At 33.1% G+C, this 19,015-nt stretch carries 16 protein-coding genes and 2 pseudogenes; 6 read left to right on the top strand and 12 right to left on the bottom strand.

Annotation, left to right across the window (positions count from 1 at the left end; translation table 11 throughout):
- The 3 genes from galE to M1D64_RS03155 all read right to left on the bottom strand — a co-directional run bounded on the left by galE (position 1) and on the right by M1D64_RS03155 (position 3,307).
- Positions 1-1,002 (bottom strand): UDP-glucose 4-epimerase GalE, encoded by a 1,002-nt coding sequence (galE, locus tag M1D64_RS03165; RefSeq protein WP_069821527.1) that lies wholly within the window; start codon positions 1,000-1,002, stop codon positions 1-3.
- Between the two features lie 35 nt (positions 1,003-1,037).
- The gene (locus M1D64_RS03160) at positions 1,038-2,198 is read right to left on the bottom strand and encodes a galactokinase (protein WP_011302569.1); all 1,161 of its coding nucleotides are present in this window, start codon (positions 2,196-2,198) and stop codon (positions 1,038-1,040) included.
- Between the two features lie 104 nt (positions 2,199-2,302).
- Positions 2,303-3,307: a LacI family DNA-binding transcriptional regulator gene (locus M1D64_RS03155; RefSeq protein WP_115338414.1), complete on the bottom strand. Its 1,005-nt coding sequence runs from the start codon at positions 3,305-3,307 to the stop codon at positions 2,303-2,305.
- Positions 3,308-3,513: 206 nt separating this feature from the next.
- Here M1D64_RS03155 and fdhD point away from each other — a divergent pair, with 206 nt between their 5' ends.
- Positions 3,514-4,311 carry a formate dehydrogenase accessory sulfurtransferase FdhD gene (gene fdhD / locus M1D64_RS03150; protein ID WP_002482577.1) on the top strand — a complete coding sequence of 266 codons (798 nt, stop codon included), beginning with the start codon at positions 3,514-3,516 and terminating at the stop codon, positions 4,309-4,311.
- 68 nt (positions 4,312-4,379) lie between these two features.
- Here the strand turns inward: fdhD and M1D64_RS03145 are convergent, their stop codons facing one another.
- From M1D64_RS03145 to M1D64_RS03130, 4 genes are all read right to left on the bottom strand, one after another.
- Complete coding sequence (locus tag M1D64_RS03145) at positions 4,380-5,117, bottom strand: GNAT family N-acetyltransferase (protein ID WP_002482576.1); 738 nt, start codon at positions 5,115-5,117, stop codon at positions 4,380-4,382.
- 36 nt (positions 5,118-5,153) lie between these two features.
- Complete coding sequence (locus M1D64_RS03140) at positions 5,154-5,702, bottom strand: biotin transporter BioY (RefSeq protein WP_011302565.1); 549 nt, start codon at positions 5,700-5,702, stop codon at positions 5,154-5,156.
- Positions 5,703-6,099: 397 nt separating this feature from the next.
- Complete coding sequence (locus M1D64_RS03135) at positions 6,100-7,014, bottom strand: ABC transporter substrate-binding protein (protein WP_194379133.1); 915 nt, start codon at positions 7,012-7,014, stop codon at positions 6,100-6,102.
- A gap of 183 nt (positions 7,015-7,197) precedes the next feature.
- Entirely contained in the window at positions 7,198-8,349 is a 1,152-nt protein-coding gene (locus M1D64_RS03130) for an acyl-CoA dehydrogenase family protein (protein WP_037537889.1), read from the bottom strand.
- A 151-nt stretch (positions 8,350-8,500) separates the two neighbouring features.
- Between M1D64_RS03130 and M1D64_RS03125 the strand changes: the two genes are divergently transcribed.
- The 4 genes and pseudogenes from M1D64_RS03125 (at position 8,501) to M1D64_RS03110 (ending at position 11,444) form a co-directional block, all read left to right on the top strand.
- Complete coding sequence (locus tag M1D64_RS03125) at positions 8,501-9,247, top strand: amino acid ABC transporter ATP-binding protein (protein ID WP_069821529.1); 747 nt, start codon at positions 8,501-8,503, stop codon at positions 9,245-9,247.
- Positions 9,247-10,049, top strand: a pseudogene (locus M1D64_RS03120) (transporter substrate-binding domain-containing protein). Before M1D64_RS03125 ends, M1D64_RS03120 begins: the two are co-directional and overlap by 1 nt.
- The gene (locus tag M1D64_RS03115; protein WP_037537886.1) at positions 10,049-10,732 is read left to right on the top strand and encodes an amino acid ABC transporter permease; all 684 of its coding nucleotides are present in this window, start codon (positions 10,049-10,051) and stop codon (positions 10,730-10,732) included. Before M1D64_RS03120 ends, M1D64_RS03115 begins: the two are co-directional and overlap by 1 nt.
- A gap of 13 nt (positions 10,733-10,745) precedes the next feature.
- Positions 10,746-11,444: an amino acid ABC transporter permease gene (locus tag M1D64_RS03110; RefSeq protein WP_002482569.1), complete on the top strand. Its 699-nt coding sequence runs from the start codon at positions 10,746-10,748 to the stop codon at positions 11,442-11,444.
- A gap of 351 nt (positions 11,445-11,795) precedes the next feature.
- Here the strand turns inward: M1D64_RS03110 and M1D64_RS03105 are convergent.
- The 4 genes and pseudogenes from M1D64_RS03105 to M1D64_RS03090 all read right to left on the bottom strand — a co-directional run.
- Positions 11,796-12,806 (bottom strand): annotated as a pseudogene (locus M1D64_RS03105) (PTS sugar transporter subunit IIC); the annotation flags it as partial.
- Between the two features lie 186 nt (positions 12,807-12,992).
- Positions 12,993-13,340 (bottom strand): transcriptional regulator, SarA/Rot family, encoded by a 348-nt coding sequence (locus M1D64_RS03100; protein WP_002482566.1) that lies wholly within the window; start codon positions 13,338-13,340, stop codon positions 12,993-12,995.
- 768 nt (positions 13,341-14,108) lie between these two features.
- Positions 14,109-14,468 (bottom strand): hypothetical protein, encoded by a 360-nt coding sequence (locus M1D64_RS03095; protein ID WP_011302556.1) that lies wholly within the window; start codon positions 14,466-14,468, stop codon positions 14,109-14,111.
- A 14-nt stretch (positions 14,469-14,482) separates the two neighbouring features.
- Positions 14,483-15,535, bottom strand: a complete 1,053-nt coding sequence (locus M1D64_RS03090) for an LLM class flavin-dependent oxidoreductase (RefSeq protein WP_002482564.1) — start codon at positions 15,533-15,535, stop codon at positions 14,483-14,485.
- Positions 15,536-16,049: 514 nt separating this feature from the next.
- On the opposite strand from M1D64_RS03090, the gene M1D64_RS03085 reads away from it, so the two are divergent.
- Positions 16,050-16,775 carry a CHAP domain-containing protein gene (locus tag M1D64_RS03085; protein ID WP_002482563.1) on the top strand — a complete coding sequence of 242 codons (726 nt, stop codon included), beginning with the start codon at positions 16,050-16,052 and terminating at the stop codon, positions 16,773-16,775.
- Positions 16,776-17,591: 816 nt separating this feature from the next.
- Here the strand turns inward: M1D64_RS03085 and nhaC are convergent.
- On the bottom strand, positions 17,592-18,989 hold the full coding sequence (nhaC, locus tag M1D64_RS03080) for a Na+/H+ antiporter NhaC (RefSeq protein ID WP_041079138.1): 1,398 nt from the start codon (positions 18,987-18,989) through the stop codon (positions 17,592-17,594).
- Positions 18,990-19,015: the final 26 nt, after the last annotated feature.

Here is a 19,015-nt window from a genome sequence, read left to right as displayed (position 1 = left end):
TTATACCTCCGTATCTTCTTGATAACCGTTTGGATGTTGATTATGCCAGCGCCAAGCTGAATCAATAATGTCATGTATATTATCATGTTTTGGTTTCCAACCAAGTATTGATTGTGCTTTATCACTTGATGCAACTAATTTACTAGGGTCTCCAGCTCTTCTAGGTCCAACCTTCGCTTCAATTGGTTTGTTTGTCACCTTTCGAGCCGCTTCTAATATCTCAAATACTGAGTACCCTTGACTACTTCCTAAATTAAATGCGCCAGATTCCCCACCATTTTGTAAATGTTGGTAAGCTAAAATATGTGCATCTATTAAGTCGACAACGTGAAGGTAGTCACGAATACATGAACCATCTTCCGTATCATAGTCATCACCAAATATCGTTAATGCTTCTCTTTGTCCCAATGCAACTTGTAATACAATTGGCACTAAATGCGTCTCTGGACGGTGGTCTTCACCTATAGTGCCCTCTTCTTTTGCACCCGCTACATTAAAGTAACGCAAGGCTGCATAATTAACACTGTAAGCATTGTGACTCCAATGCATCATTTTTTCCATCATTAACTTACTTTCACCATAAGGACTCGTCGGTGTTTTAGAATCTGCTTCAGTAATAGGCACTGTATCTGGTTCTCCATATACTGCTGCAGTTGAGGAAAAGATAATATGTTTTACTTGATGATCATACATGACTTCTAATAACACTTGTAAACCATTCACATTATTGTTGAAATACGCTAACGGTTTCTCAACAGATTCACCTACTAACGAATATGCACAGAAATGGAAGACACCTTCTATTGTTTCAGTTGTAAACACCTGATCTAAAAATGGCTTATCACGTATATCGCCTTCATAAAATCGTGCATCTTTATTTACAGCTACACGATGACCTGTCCCTAAATTATCTACAACAACGACGTCGTAACCTCTACTTATTAATTGATCCACCGCATGACTACCAATATATCCAGCGCCACCTAATACTAAAACAGACATATTCAAAATCCTTTCTTTTAATCATTTTGTATTGCTTACAAAGCCTTAACGCCATCACTTATACCCACATGATAAAACGAAGGTGCATAACCAATTTTATCAATATATGCTTTTGATACTTCATCTTCTAACTTCTGTATACTATTTTTATCCACTAAAGCAATGGCACATCCTGCAAAACCAGCACCTGTCATTCTTGCGCCTAATACACCCTCTACTTGCTGAGCTGTTTCAGCTAAGGTATCTAATTCAATACCTGTAACTTCGTAGTCTTCTTTTAATGATTTGTGTGATGCATTGAGTAATTGCCCAAATTGTTCAAAGTTATTATCAGCCAATGCTTTATGTGCAAGCTTCGTTCTCTCATTTTCTGAAATCGCGTGTTTGGCACGTCTACATACGACCTCATCAGTAATAAGTGATTGGTACTTCTCAAATTGCGCTAAAGATAATTCACCTAAAGATGTGATTTCTAATTGCTGCTGTAATTGTGAGAGTGCGTTTTCACACTCAGATCTACGTTCATTATATTTACTTTCAGTTAGTGAACGTCTTTTATTTGTATTCATAATTGAGATGACATAATCTCCAAATTTAGCAGGTACATAGTCAAAATCAAGTGTAGCGGTGTCTAATAATATGGCATGCTCTGCTTTACCCATACCAATAATAAATTGGTCCATTATACCTGAATTCACACCCATAAATTTATTTTCAACGACTTGTCCTAATTTAATTAACTGTAAGCGCTCTAAATGCAAATTAAATAATTGTTTAATTAGCCAGCCAGTTAGTAATTCAATAGAAGCTGATGACGATAAACTCGCACCATTCGGTATATTTCCTTCAACTAAAATATTGAATCCTTGATTGATATCATTAAATTCTTCTTTTAAATATTTAACGACACCCTTAGGGTAGTTTGCCCAATCGTGTTGCTCATTAAATTCAAGTTCATCTAATGTAAAAGATACAATACCTGTATCTTCAAAATTATTTGAATATAATTGAATGATACGATCCGTTCTTTTAGATGCTAAACCATATGTCCCCAGTTCTATTGCAGCTGGAAATACATAACCACCGTTATAATCAGTATGTTCCCCAATTAGATTAATTCGTCCCGGTGCAAACGCCCTCACATCTGCTTTTACATCAAATAAAGATTCAAACTTTTTGTGCATTTCCTGTAACATAAGCTTGCCACTCCTTTTTCTAAACCATCTCACATACCTATCGGCCCTTTAGTAAACACAATTAAAGTTTACTTGTTTACTAAATGTTTTGTCAATAAAGTTAACTATACTTTAAATGTGTTTCTTGCTTTGAGTTTCGCTTCTACAACAACATGAATTGCGATTTGCCTTGTGTTATTGATACGTTCTTCTGCCATTCTGACAGCAGTTCTCCCAAATTCATCGACAGGAATATGCACGCTACTAATTGAAGGCACTGCATATTGAATCACTTCTAAATCATTAAAACTAATTAATTTCACTTCTTCAGGGATTGCTTTTTTATTTAGTTGCAATTGTTGTAAAATACCGATTGCAATCATATCGTTGCCAGCAATAAATACTTGAGGAAACGCATGATCACTTTCTAAATAAACTTTCACTGCATCCTCTCCCTGTGTTTTTCCCCATCCATTGAGTAACACTATTTCTTCGACGTCATGTTTTTCACACCATGATTGATATGCTTGGTATCTAACATCTGCTGCGTTAGTAGTTGTTATACCATTCAACTCTCGTATTGTATGGTGCCCACCAATATATGCAATTTTCGTTAGACCTTTATCTAAAATGCGATTAAGCAGTTCTGTCATTGCATCATCCAAATCAGAATACACAGCATCAATAGATTTAGGTGTATTTGGATTATTAATGACCACCATGTTAGCGTTGTGCGTTTTCAATTTGTTCAATGCATCTACAGAAAAATTCCCAATTACAATAATGGCGCCTGCATTTTCAATTTTGTTTAAATCGATATGATCTTGTTGCCCATCAATTCTAATTGTTCGCTTAAGGGATAAGTTTAATCTTTTAACTTCTGCTTCTATCGCTAATCGGATTTCTCTATAATATGGATCCGACATTTCTTTCTCTCGAGAAGCGTATGTAATAATTTGGATACGTTTATTTTTTCTAGTAACTTTTTCGTATTGTAACGCTTGTGCGATTTGATTTATGCGTGTCCGCGTTTCTTTAGCAACGGATAAAGTTGGATCATTGTTTAAAACACGTGAAACAGTACCTGGACTTACTTCAGCTTGACGTGCAATATCCCTAATACTTGCCATTCATGTATCACCTCTATTAGTATTGTTTACCTTAAGTTTACTTCTCACTTTATGTTAAATCAATTGTGACGTAACTAAATCTGATTAATCGTTAAAAGCAACTTATAAACAGAATCGTGTAATGATAATACCTTTATAAACCGAATCATTTTTTTACAACTAAAAATAAGCTAAAATAATAATAGAATATGAAATGAGGTGCTTGTATGCATGAAGATGTTTTGACAAATCAAACAATTGTACGCTTTGAAGATGGTAAACTGATAGAAAAAAAAGATCACTATGTTACTGAATTTCCATTAACTATTATGGTGAATGGTGAAGAATTTGCTACAGTTATTTGTAGTCCAAATCATATGGAAGAACTTACACTTGGTTTTTTAGCTTCTGAAGGTGCTATATTAAGAAGCGATGATTTAAAGTCTATTCAAATAGATGATAGTAAGGGGTTTGCGCACGTTGAGTTAACAAAATCCTTAGGAGAACGCTTCGAGTATTCTACTAAACGCATGATTGCATCCTGTTGTGGTAAAAGCAGAGAATTTTATTTTCAAAATGATGCAGCAGTAGCAAAGACGTCAATGTCAAATATTGAATTAAATCCTCAACAAGTACTGAATATGATGACACGTTTACAAAGCGCTAGTGAAGTATTCAAACAAACAGGTGGTTTACACAATGCAGCCATTAGTGATGGAGATACGTTTTTCGAACATCGTCAAGATATCGGACGCCACAACGCACTGGATAAACTTTATGGTTACTGTATCGAAAGACATATACCAGTACGTAATAAAGTACTTATATTTAGTGGTAGAATCTCTTCTGAAATATTAATTAAAGCCGCTAAAATCGGTGTGGGCGTTATTCTTTCTAAATCCGCGCCAACCACGCTAGCCATAACACTCGCACAAGATTTAAATATTACAGCCATTGGTTTTATTAGAGAAGGAAATTTTAATATTTATAGTCACCCTGAACGCATAAAAATAGCGGAGATGTAATTAGTTGATAAATCAACAAACTACGTCTCCGCTTTACTCCTATTATAATAGTATCGTTTGATATTATTTTAAATATGCTCTTTTAGTATTTGATAACAGTAGCTAATAAAGATATAACCTTGCTTTATATACATATCTTTCGCGCTATCCTCACCATCAGCTATCAATATTATCGTTTTGTCTTTCGCAATCTGTGCTACAAATGATTGCATCACACTGCCTATGCCTTGCCTTTGATATTCATCCAACACGCCAAATCCATCTATTTCCATCGCCGATGCGGACACAATTAAATCTAATATACCTACTGGGACTTCACCCTTATATGCTAATATTCTCAATTTATTTTCTTGTGGAAATTGATTACGAATCATCTGTATACTTTCTTGTGCATATGCTAGCCCATACGGTTCAGCAAACCTACGATAAATAGCTATATAATCTTCAAGTGTTTCATCGTTCACGATTGTAACATCTATTTCTGAGTTTATAGCTTGATGGATATGCTGAGGTTCGATAGCGTAAAGCTCCATAATCCCTAACTCAAATTCTAATGCTTTTATTTCATCCAACCATTGTTGATCTAGGTGCTCATTTTCAGGAAAAGTAAATGCAAGGTGGGAAGATCCTTGTTGTTTATGCATAAATTGTTGGTAAGCCATATCTAATTTCCAAGAATTAAGCGTAGGCATTCGCTTATATATCCATTTGTTTGTATCATATACTAACGGTTCCTCAGGTGTTAAATAAATGGTTTTACTATTATCATCTTGATAAACCGTGCCTTGTTGAAAAATATCATTCATAGAAATGACCAATTTATACACCTTCCCTATATGTTTTTACTTCATTAATTGTTTGAATTGACTATGGTTTAACATTGTATTGCCTATTAAACTCGCAATAATCGCTTTTAATAAATCTCCAGGCATAAAGACGAATGAAAGCATTACTGACTTAGATATTGGTAAATGTGTTATCCACCCCATAATGATAGTGCCTACAATATCCAACAGTAATACACCGAACACAATTGTTGTACCTAATAATACAACAAAATTCATTTTATTAAAATATAAATCTCTCACTAAACCAATCAGGTATGTAATCACTGGATACATAAATAAAAAACCTGCTGAAGGTCCTGCAAATACACCAATACCGCCACGGCCGCCAGATAATAATGGTAGACCTGTTGCTACTAGTAATAGTAAAACAATGACACTTAAAGTCCCATATTTACGTCCAAGAAGTATCGCTGCTAGAAATATACCTATATTTTGTAAAACAATGGGTACTGGCATTACCGGCAATGGTATCGCAGGCACAAAGCCTAGTACCGCTATCATTGCTGTCATCAATGCTGTATATACTAATCTTTTTGTTGTCATAGTTATTCCTCCTCGATGAAGAAATTATATCACGAATGTAAACTTTAAAAAATAAAAAGTTTACATTAGGTTGCATTTTTAGTATTTTAACCATTAAATCATCACAAGCATAAGACCACATAAACTCTTTAATAAAATAAATATATTGCACCCATTTTATAACATGCTGATGTTTAATATCATATTATGAATGAAAAACTACATATTTATACCTTACCCTTAGCATATACATGCAGCGCCTTCCTCTTTGAAACTATAAAAATAGCTATGAAAAAATCTATTGTAAAGATTTCTTCATAGCTAATCTTAGAATGTTTTAAAAATGAGTCTTTCTGTCCTAAAGCACTTATTATTTACTACATACAATCAAATTGATTTAGCGTACTGATAATTTAGTTTAATTGTTTAAAAATTTTTCTTTTAAATCTTTTCTCATAAATTCTAATGTGTATGGATCATTGTACCAATATGTCTCAGCTTGAACTTTAATTACATGATCTTGTTGTACCGCTGGAATATTATTCCATAAGTCTGCTTTTTCATAAGCAGGTGTTGATTTACCTTCACTTGTTGAAACAATATAGTCGCCGGCATAATAAGCAATTTTTTCTTGTTTAACTTCTGCCCATCCTTCTTTTTTAACTAAATCATTTAGTTTATCAGGTATCTTCAGACCAAATGCTTGATATAATACTTCGCCACCACGACCCCAGTTAGGACCATAGCTATATAGTTTTTTATCAAATTCATCAAAGATTGAAACAGTAGCATCTTCGCCTATTTTATCTTTTATTTCTTGTCCATCTTTTTTAGTTTGTGATTTCCATTTATCTTCCCAAGATTTTACTTCATCTTCTTTACCTAATAATTTCCCTAATTCTCTTTGTTGATCTAAATACTTATGTTTACCATAGTCATACACAACTGTAGGTGCAATTTTTTCATATTTTTTAATATTTTTATCTGTTGAATAAACAACGATTAAATCAGGTTTTGTTTTTGCAACCTTTTCTACATCATTTTCCCCAATTTTTTCTACACCTTTAAATTTATCTTTAAGTAATTTGCTGTTATCGACTTGTTCATTTACTGCCACAATCTTACCACCAAGATATTTAATACCACCGGCATATGTAGGCGCCACAACGGCAATACGCTCTGGATTTTTAGGAATATCGATACTTTTTCCACTATCTAATTTATATGATTTTGTTTCTTCCTTTTTGTCGCTATTTGAGTCACTATCTGATTTATTACCACATGCGGCTAAAATAAGCATTAAAGCAAGTAACGGAAACAATAATTTTTTCATAATTCTCCTCCATTGAAAATGATTATCAGTACCAATTGATTATATAATGACTCTAGTAATTTTACAATAGTAAAAAGTCAATTTTTAGCTTTTTAAGTTATTAAAAAAATGCATTCAGACACTATGTCTAAATGCATTTTAATTACAACTATTAAATGAAACTTTCTCAAGTCTTTATACTTTCTAAAATCTATCTAATACACTCTTAGCAATATTAGTATATGCCATATCTTCCATTGGTGGATTGTGTAAACCTGCTCTCATATCTCGATAATAACGTTGTAACGGACGTTCCATTTCAAGGCTCTTAGCACCGACAATACGCATGGCAATATCAATTACTTCGAGTCCTTGATTCATGACTAACACCTTACTAGCAGATGTTTCATTCCATATAGCTTTATCTGAATGGGTATTTGAATATAATGATGCTGTACTCCATAAAAAGTGACGCGCAGATAATAGCAAGGATTCCATTTTGCCAATATTTTGCTGAACGGTTGTTATATCTCCTATCGTACCTTCTATACTATTAGGGCTATAAGTTTTAGCAAAGTCAACAGCATAATCTCGTGCTGCTTGCGCAATGCCTAAATAAGTACTTGGGATATGTAGAATCCAGCCGTTTGGTTTTTTACCACCAGCGCCTCTAATTTCTACAAAATTCTGTTCTGGTATTTGAACATCATTTAATATTAAATCGTGACTTTCTGTAGCTCTCATTCCTACCATATTCCAATTATCTGCAATTTCTACGCCTGGTGTATCCTTTTCTATAAGATAAAATCCTACTTGCTCAATCGTTTCATCATATGCACTCACAATAAAATGCGTGAGCCCCTTACTCATAGAAGTAAATGTTTTAACACCATTTAATATATAGCCATTTTCATTTTTAATTGCATTCGTAGCAGGTCTACCACCTCGTGTAGGACTCCCTGTTTCCGCTTCACTTACAGCTCTATTAACCAGTGCACCTTTTCTGATAGATTCCGCAAATTGATTTAACATGGATTCATCCCACATCTTTTGTTCATATAATTGACCCACAACACTAAGATGCCAGCCAATTGAAAGTGCCGTTGCACCATCAATAGAGCCTAAATAGGTTTGAATAATAACCATATCTTCAACTGAGGCACCTTCGCCACCGTATGCTTTAGGTAAAGTTAATAATGTATAACCTTCATTAACTAACCACTCAATATTTTCATATGGAAACCTAGAATGTTGATCATTATAGACTGCATGTGATCTAAATTTATCTTTTACTGTATTCAATTTTGCTATCCATTTTTCTTGAATATCTGTATGTATTAATGCAGAATCTTCCATTTTTTCCACCTCGTCCATTATATTTCTTTCTATATAAGTATAAGTTTAACACTCGATATGGCTTAAATAAAGGTTTCTACCCCAAATCCTTACTTTACCGATAAGATTTATTATGATAATTTATAATTATTGGTATATTGGGGGGACACATATGATTACAGTTAATCATCTTATACATAAATACAATGAGAATACGATACTGAATGACGTCAGTTTCTCACAGGATAAAGGTACAGTCACAGCTATTATCGGACCCAGTGGTTCTGGTAAAACAACACTCTTACGCACACTAAATGCACTTGCTTTAGCGAAATCAGGGACTATTACTATTGGGGATACAAGCTTTGATGCTTCTAAACATAATAAAAAAGATATATTCAAATTACGTCAAAAATCCGCGATGGTTTTTCAAAATTATAATCTTTTTAAAAATAAAACAATATTAGAAAATATTACTGTCGGTTTAAAATATGGGGAAAATTATAGCCATGCTGAAGCCAATGACATCGCACTGTCTTATTTAAATAGAATTGATTTATTAAAACAAAAAGATAAATATCCAAGTCAATTATCTGGTGGGCAAAGTCAACGTATCGGAATCATTCGTGCACTTGCCTTAAATCCTGATGTACTACTGCTTGATGAACCAACCTCAGCCTTGGATCCAGAATCTATACAAAGCGTACTCTCTCTAATCAAATCGATTGCCCAAGAAGGTATGACAATGGTCTTAGTTACTCACGAAATACAATTTGCAAAAGCAATCGCTGACCAAGTGCTATTTATTGATGATGGACACATTATTCATCGTGGTACACCACATGAAGTATTGGAAAACACTAAGTCAAAAAGAATCCAGCGTTTCTTAAATCATGTTGGCACGGAGCGTGATGTTTAATGCTACGACACAAAAAATATTTCTTCATGATGTTATGCGCTTTATGTTTCTTATTGTCTGCTTGTAATGCTACTCATAATGATGATACTTCATCACACAAAAAGGAAATTAAAGTCGCATTGTCAGCAGAAGTTAATCCACCCTACTTATACACTACGAAAAACAACGAATTTATTGGACTCGATATGAAGTAGGCGAAGAAGAATCCAACTTGGTAGGCATTGGTGCTGGAAAGTTTGATATGGGGATTAACTGGTTCTTCAAAACACCTGAACGTGAAAAACAATTTCTATATCAAGATGAGCCATATAGTTATGCTTTACCTTTGCTCGTTGTTAACCGTGATAACAACGACATACATCATTTAGATGATTTACCAGGGAAAAATATTACACCAATGGCTCCTAGTGGTGGCTTGTATTCTATCTTATCTGAATATAATAAAAATCATACAGATAAGATTCAAGTCAATACGATACAAGAACCTTCGAATGGCGATAATTTAAAAATGGTTAGTCAGCAACGTCGAGACGCCATGCTTTTGAATTGGAACACTTATAAAGCCATACAATCTCAAGTCAAAGAAGATGTAAAAATCGGTGGTATTGTTAAAAAAGAACCATTACACATCGTTTACAATAAAAAGCATCAACAATTACATGATGACATTGACCAGGCTACGATTGAATTGAAGAAAGAAGGCAAACTACAAGCGCTTTCAAAAAAATATTTTGATATTAATGTCTTTGAAGATTTAGATGATATTAATAAGAAAAAATCACAATTGGAGGTGCATCGCTAATGCAATCAGTAAATTGGTTGGATTTATTATATCAAGTCTTGCAACAATTACCTTTGACATTATTGATGATTGTTTTATCGCTCATTTTTGCACTGATACTCGGTTTTATTTTAGCAACCATACGAATACAAAAAATTAAATTATTGTCACCTGTCGTCAAAGTCTATATTTCTTTTATTCGTAGCACACCTTTACTATTACAACTTTTCTTAGTTTATTTTGCTTTACCTCAGTTATTGTTGTTTGTACATATTGATATCAATCATTTCAGTAGATTATTTTTTGTGATTTTAGCTTTCACATTACACACTGGTGCTTATTTATCTGAAATTATTCGCGCAGGTTACCAATCTGTAGACTACCGACAAATTGAAGCAGGTTTATCCATAGGTTTAACATACCCTAGAATATTAAAAGAGATCATCTTACCACAAGCGCTGCGCAATAGTATTCCAAATTTAACAACACAAATCATCGAACTTGTAAAAGATACTTCTTTGGCTTTTACTATCGGAATCATCGACATGATGGGACAAGTCAAATTAATTATTGGTAATAATTATGGTTTAGGTATGTTAGAAGTATATATTGTCATTTCTGTTGTTTATTGGCTCATCGCTTTAATTATCCAAGGCGTATTTACAATCATTGATAAACGTGCCCAAAAACCATACCAAATTTAAGGAGGACAGACCTATGTCATTTATTTTTTATACTATATTTGAAGTACTCAAAGGCGTGCCAAATACAATCATGATTTCACTTGTTGCCATTATCATTGGTCTGTTCATTGGATTAATCTTCGCAATGATTCGCTTAAAACGTATACCTGTATTATCTCAGTTCATTATAATATACAATTCTTTTTTCAGAAGTACACCGCTGATCGTTCAGTTATTCATTGTCTATTATGGTCTACCAGCCTTTATTTTATTCTTAAACGAGCATTTGCAATGGCATATAAATCCTGATATTTTTTCTCCATTAATCATTGCATTTATTGTATTTTCATTACATGCTGTTGCCTACCTTTCAGAATCTATTAAAAGCGGATTGCAATCTGTCGATTATGAACAAATAGAAGCTGCACAATCTGTAGGGCTTACGAGATTTCATATATATAAAGAAATCGTGCTACCTCAAGCATTTGCTTATGCGTTACCTAATATTGAAAATCAATTCATCATGTTAATCAAAGGAACTTCCCTAGCGTTTGCAGTTCAAGTCACTGAAATTATGGCAGTCAGTCACATTATTGCCAATGAAGGATACCGTTTCATAACAGTCTACACTGTTGCTGCAATGTTTTATTGGTTATTAGCAATGATTTTAGAATATATATTTAATAAAATGGAAACAAGCTCATTACGTTATATGCAAACGAATGCGTCATAAAATTTTTATTCCAGAAGTTATATTAAAACGCGCCAGTTGAAATTCGAACATTCAACCGGCGCGTTTTTATTTTATAAGTATACATAACAAATGCTAGATTTTCGTCAATAATTATCTACTACTTGTTACAGATGAATGATTACTAGTTAAATAGGAAGAAACTAGATTTTTTTGTCCTTCAACAATAATCATAGAAGATCAATTTTTTATGAATTATGACAGACCCATAGGGCGTCGTCTCATTTTTCTATAATAATTTCGTGATTTCAATCCCTGTTTTATTATGCTAAGCTTTCTGCACATTGTTTTTTTTAATTTATAATATTGTTTAAGTTTTTTGGGCATTGTACCATTTTGCAATTCGTACTTTGTAATAATTGGATAGTTTTTAAATACGAGTGACCCTAAATAACCACAAATTGCACTGCTTAATGCACACATCAATGCCACTGTAATCACAGTAAGTGCATTGTTAAACCCAAACATTAACATCAGTCCTGCAATTGGCGTAGCTGTTCCAGTTGCTTCATTCACCAAACCAAATGAAGCAATGATTACGCCTGATATTGCGCCACCAACAAAATTTGTAATATAAACAGGTACTGGGTTTGCAGTTACGATATCTGCTTGTGACAAAGGTTCAATTGCAACTGAAATGGTTGTTTTGCGATCACCAAACTTCATTCTTTTGAATAATACAAAATTCATGAATGACGAACCAAACACTGCTAATGCTCCGATAGCCATAGGTGTACCAGTTAATCCAAATAAAGCAGTTAATGCCATTGAACTTAATGGTGCAGTAGCTACAACCGTGATAATACTACCTAATACCACACCCATTAGTATTGGACTCGAAGTTGTAGACTCTTTAATGATATTACCGATTTGCATTAAAGAAGCATCTACAACTGGCGTCATACCCGTTGCAATCAATCTTGTAATAGGTGCGATGACAATGATTGCCGCTATTAAATCAAGCCCATCAGGTAACTTTTCTTCCATCCATTTCATACCAAAACTTGCAATATAAGCCGCAACAAAACCTGGTAACAAGTCCATATTGCCACATGAAACTGCAATAACAAATGCATAAACAGGAGACACACCCATAGCTAGTGCTACTAACCCTGCTGCTGCAACACCACCAAGCCCACCTGCCGCTTCACCAAGTTGACCTAAAAAAGGTAACCCAATTAAATCACCGCCGACATATTTGTGAAATGCTTCAACTAAAAATGATGCAATGGCAGCATTTGCAAGTGCCCCCATCGCTTTACTACCATTTGGTGCTTTGCTTGTGAATAATGTAAATAAGCATAACACGATGCCCAAGAATATAATCCCTATAAGTAAATTCATAATAACACCTTTCCCGCTTTTATGCATGCGCTTTCATTTAACAAATATAAGTATACCACAGTTAATTTGTTTTCAAAAACATATTATAGTACAATATATAACTAATAATATAAAATTGCATTTTCAAAATATTAGTCTTGTTATGGCTTACGCAAAATTTTTCATTTTATAGGGATTCTATCATGATTATAATGAGCGTTGTAATGCTTCAATCATTTCATTAATGCTTTTACGTTGTTGCTCATTCACATAAACTACAACTGTTCTTTCGTCTATTTCACTTCTTTTTTTACTTAAGAAATTCATTTTTATTAATTTTTGCAAAGCTTTCGTTAAATAATACGGTTGTAGTTCTGAGTGTTTTGCAATATCTTTTGCAGTAATTTCATTATCTTCACAATTATAAATATAATTTAAGATAAATATTTCTTCATAATTTAATTTATACTCTCGTTTACTGAACTTAAAAAATTTTTTCCCCTGTTGATACGTAGATATAAGCTCATTTAATGATTTAAATGTTTGTGAATTCATACAACCACTCCTTATGTTTTTTCTTGATGTTAATATCTGTTTTAGTGATGCTTAACAATATTAATACATTAATTTTATCCCATTTTCTAAAACGAATTCAATATGACCAACTATGTGAAATATTAAAATTTCATACTATTTTTTTAATATTTACTTTTCATTTTCAAATTTTATTAAGCTATTCATTCTTTTTATTACTAAAAAAAGAATGTGTTATCCATTGTAAATATCAAATCTTCTAACTTACAAAATGCATAGTGTTTTTGTATGAAAATTTTTCAATAAAAAAAGGCTATTTACTTTTCGTTAAAAACGCAAATAGCCATTAGCATATAGAGAAAAACACTAAATAAATTTGTAGTGAATTTGCCTATTTTTATATTTTTCTTTATATGCATGTGTCATCAATAAACGATCTAAAAAATTTTTCTGTAATACTCAATATGCTTAACTCAAATTATAATTTATTAGCGACATACTAATGATGCGCTAAATGACTGAATTGCTTTTTAATTTATCAAACATCCTATTTTTCATATCCTATCGACAGCAATTTAAATTGACTCTAGTGAGAAAAGCATTAGCCGAAGACTGTTGGCTAAGACCGTACCTTCGGAAAATGGGCATAAAAAAACTGCCAACAAGGTCGGAGACTTTGTTGGCAGTCTTAGGTTATTTATCTTTCATTAAAAAAGTAAGTAACTTCTAGTATCTAGATATACCAATGTATGGTTACATCCTTCACTTTATAGTCAAAAATGAAGCAACTTATTTTTTCTTACAGTCAAATGTGTCTAAGAAGCTTAATGCTGCTAATCCAGTTAAATCTAAAGCATGTTTAGCGCCTGCTTTACCATGACCTGCTTCAAAGTGTTTATATGCTGCTACACCTAATACTGCGATTGTTAGCAATGAACCAAGACGTGATAATCTTTTACTTGCAAAACTTAATACGAAGAATACTGCACTTAACGCTTCAACAGCACCTGCTAATGGTACTGCATTTGCTGGTAAGTTGAATACTTCAACAAACGTATCTTTCATAGATTGGTCACCTTTTATTTTAGGTTTTGCCGCACCATATAATTCTTTAGCTAATTTTAAATTTGTTAAATAACGTAATATCATTACAAAATCTCCTTTTATTTGTTTTCAAAATATTTATCTACAATAGGTTTTACACGTTCAGCCAATAATTTAATCGTATTGATTGTTCTTTCATGAGGAATAGATCCCACTGGGGTATGCAACATAAAACGTGTAATGCCTAATGCTTCAACTGTTTCAATGATTTTATTTGCTACAGTTTCTGGACTGCCAACATACAATGCACCTTGTGATCCAGCCTCACGTTCAAAACTATTTTCATCATACATTGGCCAACCACGTTCTTTTGCCAATATATCATGACTTGCCTTTACTGATGGGAAGAATTCACGTTTAGCTTGTTCATCGGTTTCAGCAATATAACCCCATGAATGTGTTGCAATAGGTAAAGCTTTAATATCATGTCCATAAGATTCTGCTATAGATTTATACATATCTATATTTCTTTTGAACCTTTTTGGATCACCACCAATTATAGCATAAGTTATTGGTAAACCTAACGCTCCTGCTTTTAATGAAGATTCTGGTGTACCACCTGTTGCTATTGTAATTGGTAGGGGTCGATGTTCTGCCCTTGGATAAACACCTAGATTTTCTATAGACGGTCGGATTTGTCCTTCCCAATTAACAATTTCATTACGATTAATGTGCATTAATAAATCAATCTTCTCATTAAAGAGCTTTTCATAATCTTTCAAATTATAACCAAATAATGGAAAAGACTCTATAAATGAACCTCTACCTACCATTATTTCAGCACGTCCATTAGAAACTGCATCTAATGTAGAAAAACGTTCATATACACGTACTGGGTCATCCGATGACAATACAGTTACAGCACTACTCAGTTTAATATGATGTGTATTTGTTGCAGCAGCTGCTAACACAGTAACTGGATCTGATACAGCGTAATCTGGTCTATGATGCTCTCCTAAGCCATAAACATCAAGTCCATATTGATCAGCGGTTTCAACTTCTTCTATTATGTTACGAATTCTTTGCGCATTTGATATACCAGGTTGAGTACCTACTTCTGTGTGCAAATCCATATTATCTGCAAAAGAAGTTAAACCTAATTCTATTTTCATTCATTCACCTCTCAAATTAGTATAATTTTTATACTCAATATCATAATCTCTTCTCCATTAAGTGTCAATATCATTGCTCAAACAAAACTAAAACATTTATTTAGGTACAAATTACATTTAACTTAATATAATTAGTAAATCATAAAATGGTCGCAAAGTAATTTTTTGTTATTTTAAATATATAAATAGTCTCATATTCTCCCATTTGTAATTTTCTGTTATTTTACAGCTTTGTAATATAATAAAGTGCTATTTTACACTTTATTATACTAAAACATGATACCACCGGTCTTTAGTCCTATGTCACACCTCGATTTATTTGTTACATAAAGGGGTTAATTATTAGAACTAAATTACAAAATGATAACAACGCACACAAATCACTTATTTTTTGGTAAAGTAATTCTTGTCGTTGAAACAGCGAATAAAAATTATAAAAATTGTCGTTTAGAGACTGGGATAAAATTAAAACTAAATTTTAAATTATTTACTATTCTTAGGAGGATATTTAACAATGAAAAAAATCGCTACAGCTACTATCGCTACTGCAGGAATCGCTACTTTTGCTTTTGCACAACATGATGCAGATGCAGCAGAAAACAACAATAGTGGGTACAACCCAAATGACCCAAGTTCATATAGCTATTCTTATACTATAGATCAACAAGGTCAATACCACTACACTTGGCAAGGTAACTGGAACCCAAGCAACAGTGACCAAGGTCACACTAGCAACGGTTACAGCAATGCTAACTCAACTAACAATAATGCAACTCAATCATATACAACTAATAACCAAGGTACTGGTGGTAAAGGTGCAGTTTCTCACTCTACTTCAAACAGCAATGTTAAAGTAAGTACAACTAGCGCGCCATCAAATTCAAATGGTTCAAACTCAATTTCTAATACTTCAGGTTCTTCAAACAACTTATACACAGCTGGACAATGTACATATTATGTATATGACAAAGTTGGCGGTAAAATTGGTTCAACTTGGGGTAACGCTAACAACTGGGCAAGCGCAGCTGCTGCTTCAGGTTACACAGTAAACAACTCACCTGCTTCAGGTTCAATCTTACAATCAACTGCTGGTGGATATGGCCACGTAGCATACGTTGAAAATGTAAACAGCGACGGTTCAATCAACGTTTCTGAAATGAACTATGGCCAAGGTGCTGGAGTTGTTACTTCACGTACAATCTCTGCAAGCGAAGCTTCAGGTTACAACTACATTCACTAATTTTAGTGTCATCAAAAAGACAATCCATATGGATTGTCTTTTTTTGTTATCCATTAAACCTTGAACTTTAATTGTTTTTTATCTCAACCACATTCAACAGTACTTTTTTAATATAAAGTGAACAGAAATCAAATCTTCTAATAAAGATTTCGTAGTCCTACCTGCCCCTCAAGAATGACTAGGATTGAAAAAGAGTCTAAAACATCTATTTATGTCCCAGACTCTCGTTTTCATTATATTTTATTCAAGTCTTTATGTTGACGCAGTTGCCATCATATTTATAATAAATTAAAACTATATTTTCTATAATCATCAATCCATATTAACTAAATTTGAAATTAGGATTTCTAAACTAGAAACTTAAATATATGGTCGCGTTAATAAATCGGTTCTATAATGTAATATCGCTACAATATACAGAACAAAACCGATTATAAAATAGATAATAGAAGGATATTTAAAATCTTTATCTACATTAGTAGGATTAACGATGCCCTTTGTATATAAGTAATATCGCTACAATGATTACTATGTACAATTCGGACTCATCTCATCCTTATTTATGTATAGCCTAATTATATATTTTTAAACCTCTTATTTAAGATTCATATAAATAATTGTTCATGTTTTATTAAAAGCAGTCTTTTTATACCCTTCATTAATTTTTAATTAAATAACTTTATTTAAAAGTTATTACTTTCATACAGCAAGTATCATATGGCTACTTATTTATAATAAAAAAACAGCTCGATGACTCACAATATGACATCGAACTGCTTTAAATCATTGCATTTTAATTACCATACTCATATTACATTATTCATTTGGCTGTGCTTTTTTAATTCCTATTCCACTAAATCCATAGAATATCGCAAATACGATACATAGATAACATGGTACTGTCCATATAAAGAATTGATCAACTGTAACACCTAATTGTTGGGTATAATAAATACCTGATGTTCCCCATGGAATTAAAGGTATAATCATTGTACCTGAGTCCTCTAATGTTCTAGATAAATTAGATCTATCAAGTCCCATTTTATTATACATTTCCATCATTAATACACCGACCATGATAATCACTACAGATGCTACGCCTGCAGCAAGTACCATCATAAGTCCACCTAAAACAGTTGCAAGCACTAATTGGCCGACTGTATTAATATTTTTAGATATTTTTTGTAAAATGACATCTAAACAACCTGCCCTTTCGACAATACCAGCAAATGCATAACCACAAAATATGGTAACGATAATTTCGGTCATACTCATAATGCCGCCTTGTTCTATTAAACTCACTGCACTATTCGTTAAATCCCCACTATTCACTGACACCATTTCTTTATTAAACCCATCAAATGTTGCTTTGAAACCGTCGACAATTTTAAATCCATTGTTAAAAGCACCAACAATGATGGCACTTAATGCTGAAATGAGCATCGCTGGTACAGTTGACATTTTCATCAGCAAACAAATAATGATTACAATTAATGGAATCCATACAAAGAAATTAATATTGTATATTTGTGACAACTCTTTTAACAATGCGTTAACTTGAGCTTTGTTCGTATTACCTCCAAATTGTCTTCCAGCAAAGAACCATACGACAAGACCTATAATAGAAGCTGGTACAGTTGTCCAAATCATGGCTCTTATATGAGAAAAGATATTCACTTTCGTAACTAAAGCTGCCAGATTGGTTGTATCAGATAAAGGCGACATTTTGTCACCGAATACTGCGCCAGCAATAATTGCACCAGCTGCCATACCGGGTGTGATATGTAATTGTGTTGCGATGGCCATCAATGCAATACCCGCAGTAGAGGCAGAACCCCATGCTGTTCCAGTCGCAACTGAAGTAACAGCGCAAATAATAAATGCTGAAACTAAAAAGTAGTTAGGATTTAAAAACTCTAGACCATAATAAATTAATGCCGGAACAGTGCCAGAATACATCCATGTACCAACAATAATACCCACTGCTAAGATAATGAATAATGCTGGCATTGCAGTAGATAAACGCTTCGTTATTCCTTCTTCTAAATCCTGCCATTTTAATCCTACTCTTCTAGCTATTAAAGCAGCATAAGCAGATGAAAGTATCAATAGTGGTTGTATCGGTATATCAAATACTACAAAACCTGTAATAACGATAATAATCATTACTAGTATCGTTGAAATTGATTCCAAAAATGTTGGTTGTCTTTTCATACACAAGTCCCCTTTGTCATATGATT

It is taken from the genome of Staphylococcus sp. Z5-21 (assembly GCF_056529615.1).
The sequence above is the reverse complement of the archived record's forward strand: the minus strand, read 5'-3'. Positions and strand labels throughout refer to the sequence as shown.

Coding starts and splice junctions, on each gene's coding strand:
- galE (WP_069821527.1), bottom strand. CDS start 1,002: ATGTCTGTTTTAGTATTAGGTGGCGCTGGATATATTGGTAGTCATGCG.
- M1D64_RS03160 (WP_011302569.1), bottom strand. CDS start 2,198: ATGTTACAGGAAATGCACAAAAAGTTTGAATCTTTATTTGATGTAAAA.
- M1D64_RS03155 (WP_115338414.1), bottom strand. CDS start 3,307: ATGGCAAGTATTAGGGATATTGCACGTCAAGCTGAAGTAAGTCCAGGT.
- fdhD (WP_002482577.1), top strand. CDS start 3,514: ATGCATGAAGATGTTTTGACAAATCAAACAATTGTACGCTTTGAAGAT.
- M1D64_RS03145 (WP_002482576.1), bottom strand. CDS start 5,117: ATGAATGATATTTTTCAACAAGGCACGGTTTATCAAGATGATAATAGT.
- M1D64_RS03140 (WP_011302565.1), bottom strand. CDS start 5,702: ATGACAACAAAAAGATTAGTATATACAGCATTGATGACAGCAATGATA.
- M1D64_RS03135 (WP_194379133.1), bottom strand. CDS start 7,014: ATGAAAAAATTATTGTTTCCGTTACTTGCTTTAATGCTTATTTTAGCC.
- M1D64_RS03130 (WP_037537889.1), bottom strand. CDS start 8,349: ATGGAAGATTCTGCATTAATACATACAGATATTCAAGAAAAATGGATA.
- M1D64_RS03125 (WP_069821529.1), top strand. CDS start 8,501: ATGATTACAGTTAATCATCTTATACATAAATACAATGAGAATACGATA.
- M1D64_RS03115 (WP_037537886.1), top strand. CDS start 10,049: ATGCAATCAGTAAATTGGTTGGATTTATTATATCAAGTCTTGCAACAA.
- M1D64_RS03110 (WP_002482569.1), top strand. CDS start 10,746: ATGTCATTTATTTTTTATACTATATTTGAAGTACTCAAAGGCGTGCCA.
- M1D64_RS03100 (WP_002482566.1), bottom strand. CDS start 13,340: ATGAATTCACAAACATTTAAATCATTAAATGAGCTTATATCTACGTAT.
- M1D64_RS03095 (WP_011302556.1), bottom strand. CDS start 14,468: ATGATATTACGTTATTTAACAAATTTAAAATTAGCTAAAGAATTATAT.
- M1D64_RS03090 (WP_002482564.1), bottom strand. CDS start 15,535: ATGAAAATAGAATTAGGTTTAACTTCTTTTGCAGATAATATGGATTTG.
- M1D64_RS03085 (WP_002482563.1), top strand. CDS start 16,050: ATGAAAAAAATCGCTACAGCTACTATCGCTACTGCAGGAATCGCTACT.
- nhaC (WP_041079138.1), bottom strand. CDS start 18,989: ATGAAAAGACAACCAACATTTTTGGAATCAATTTCAACGATACTAGTA.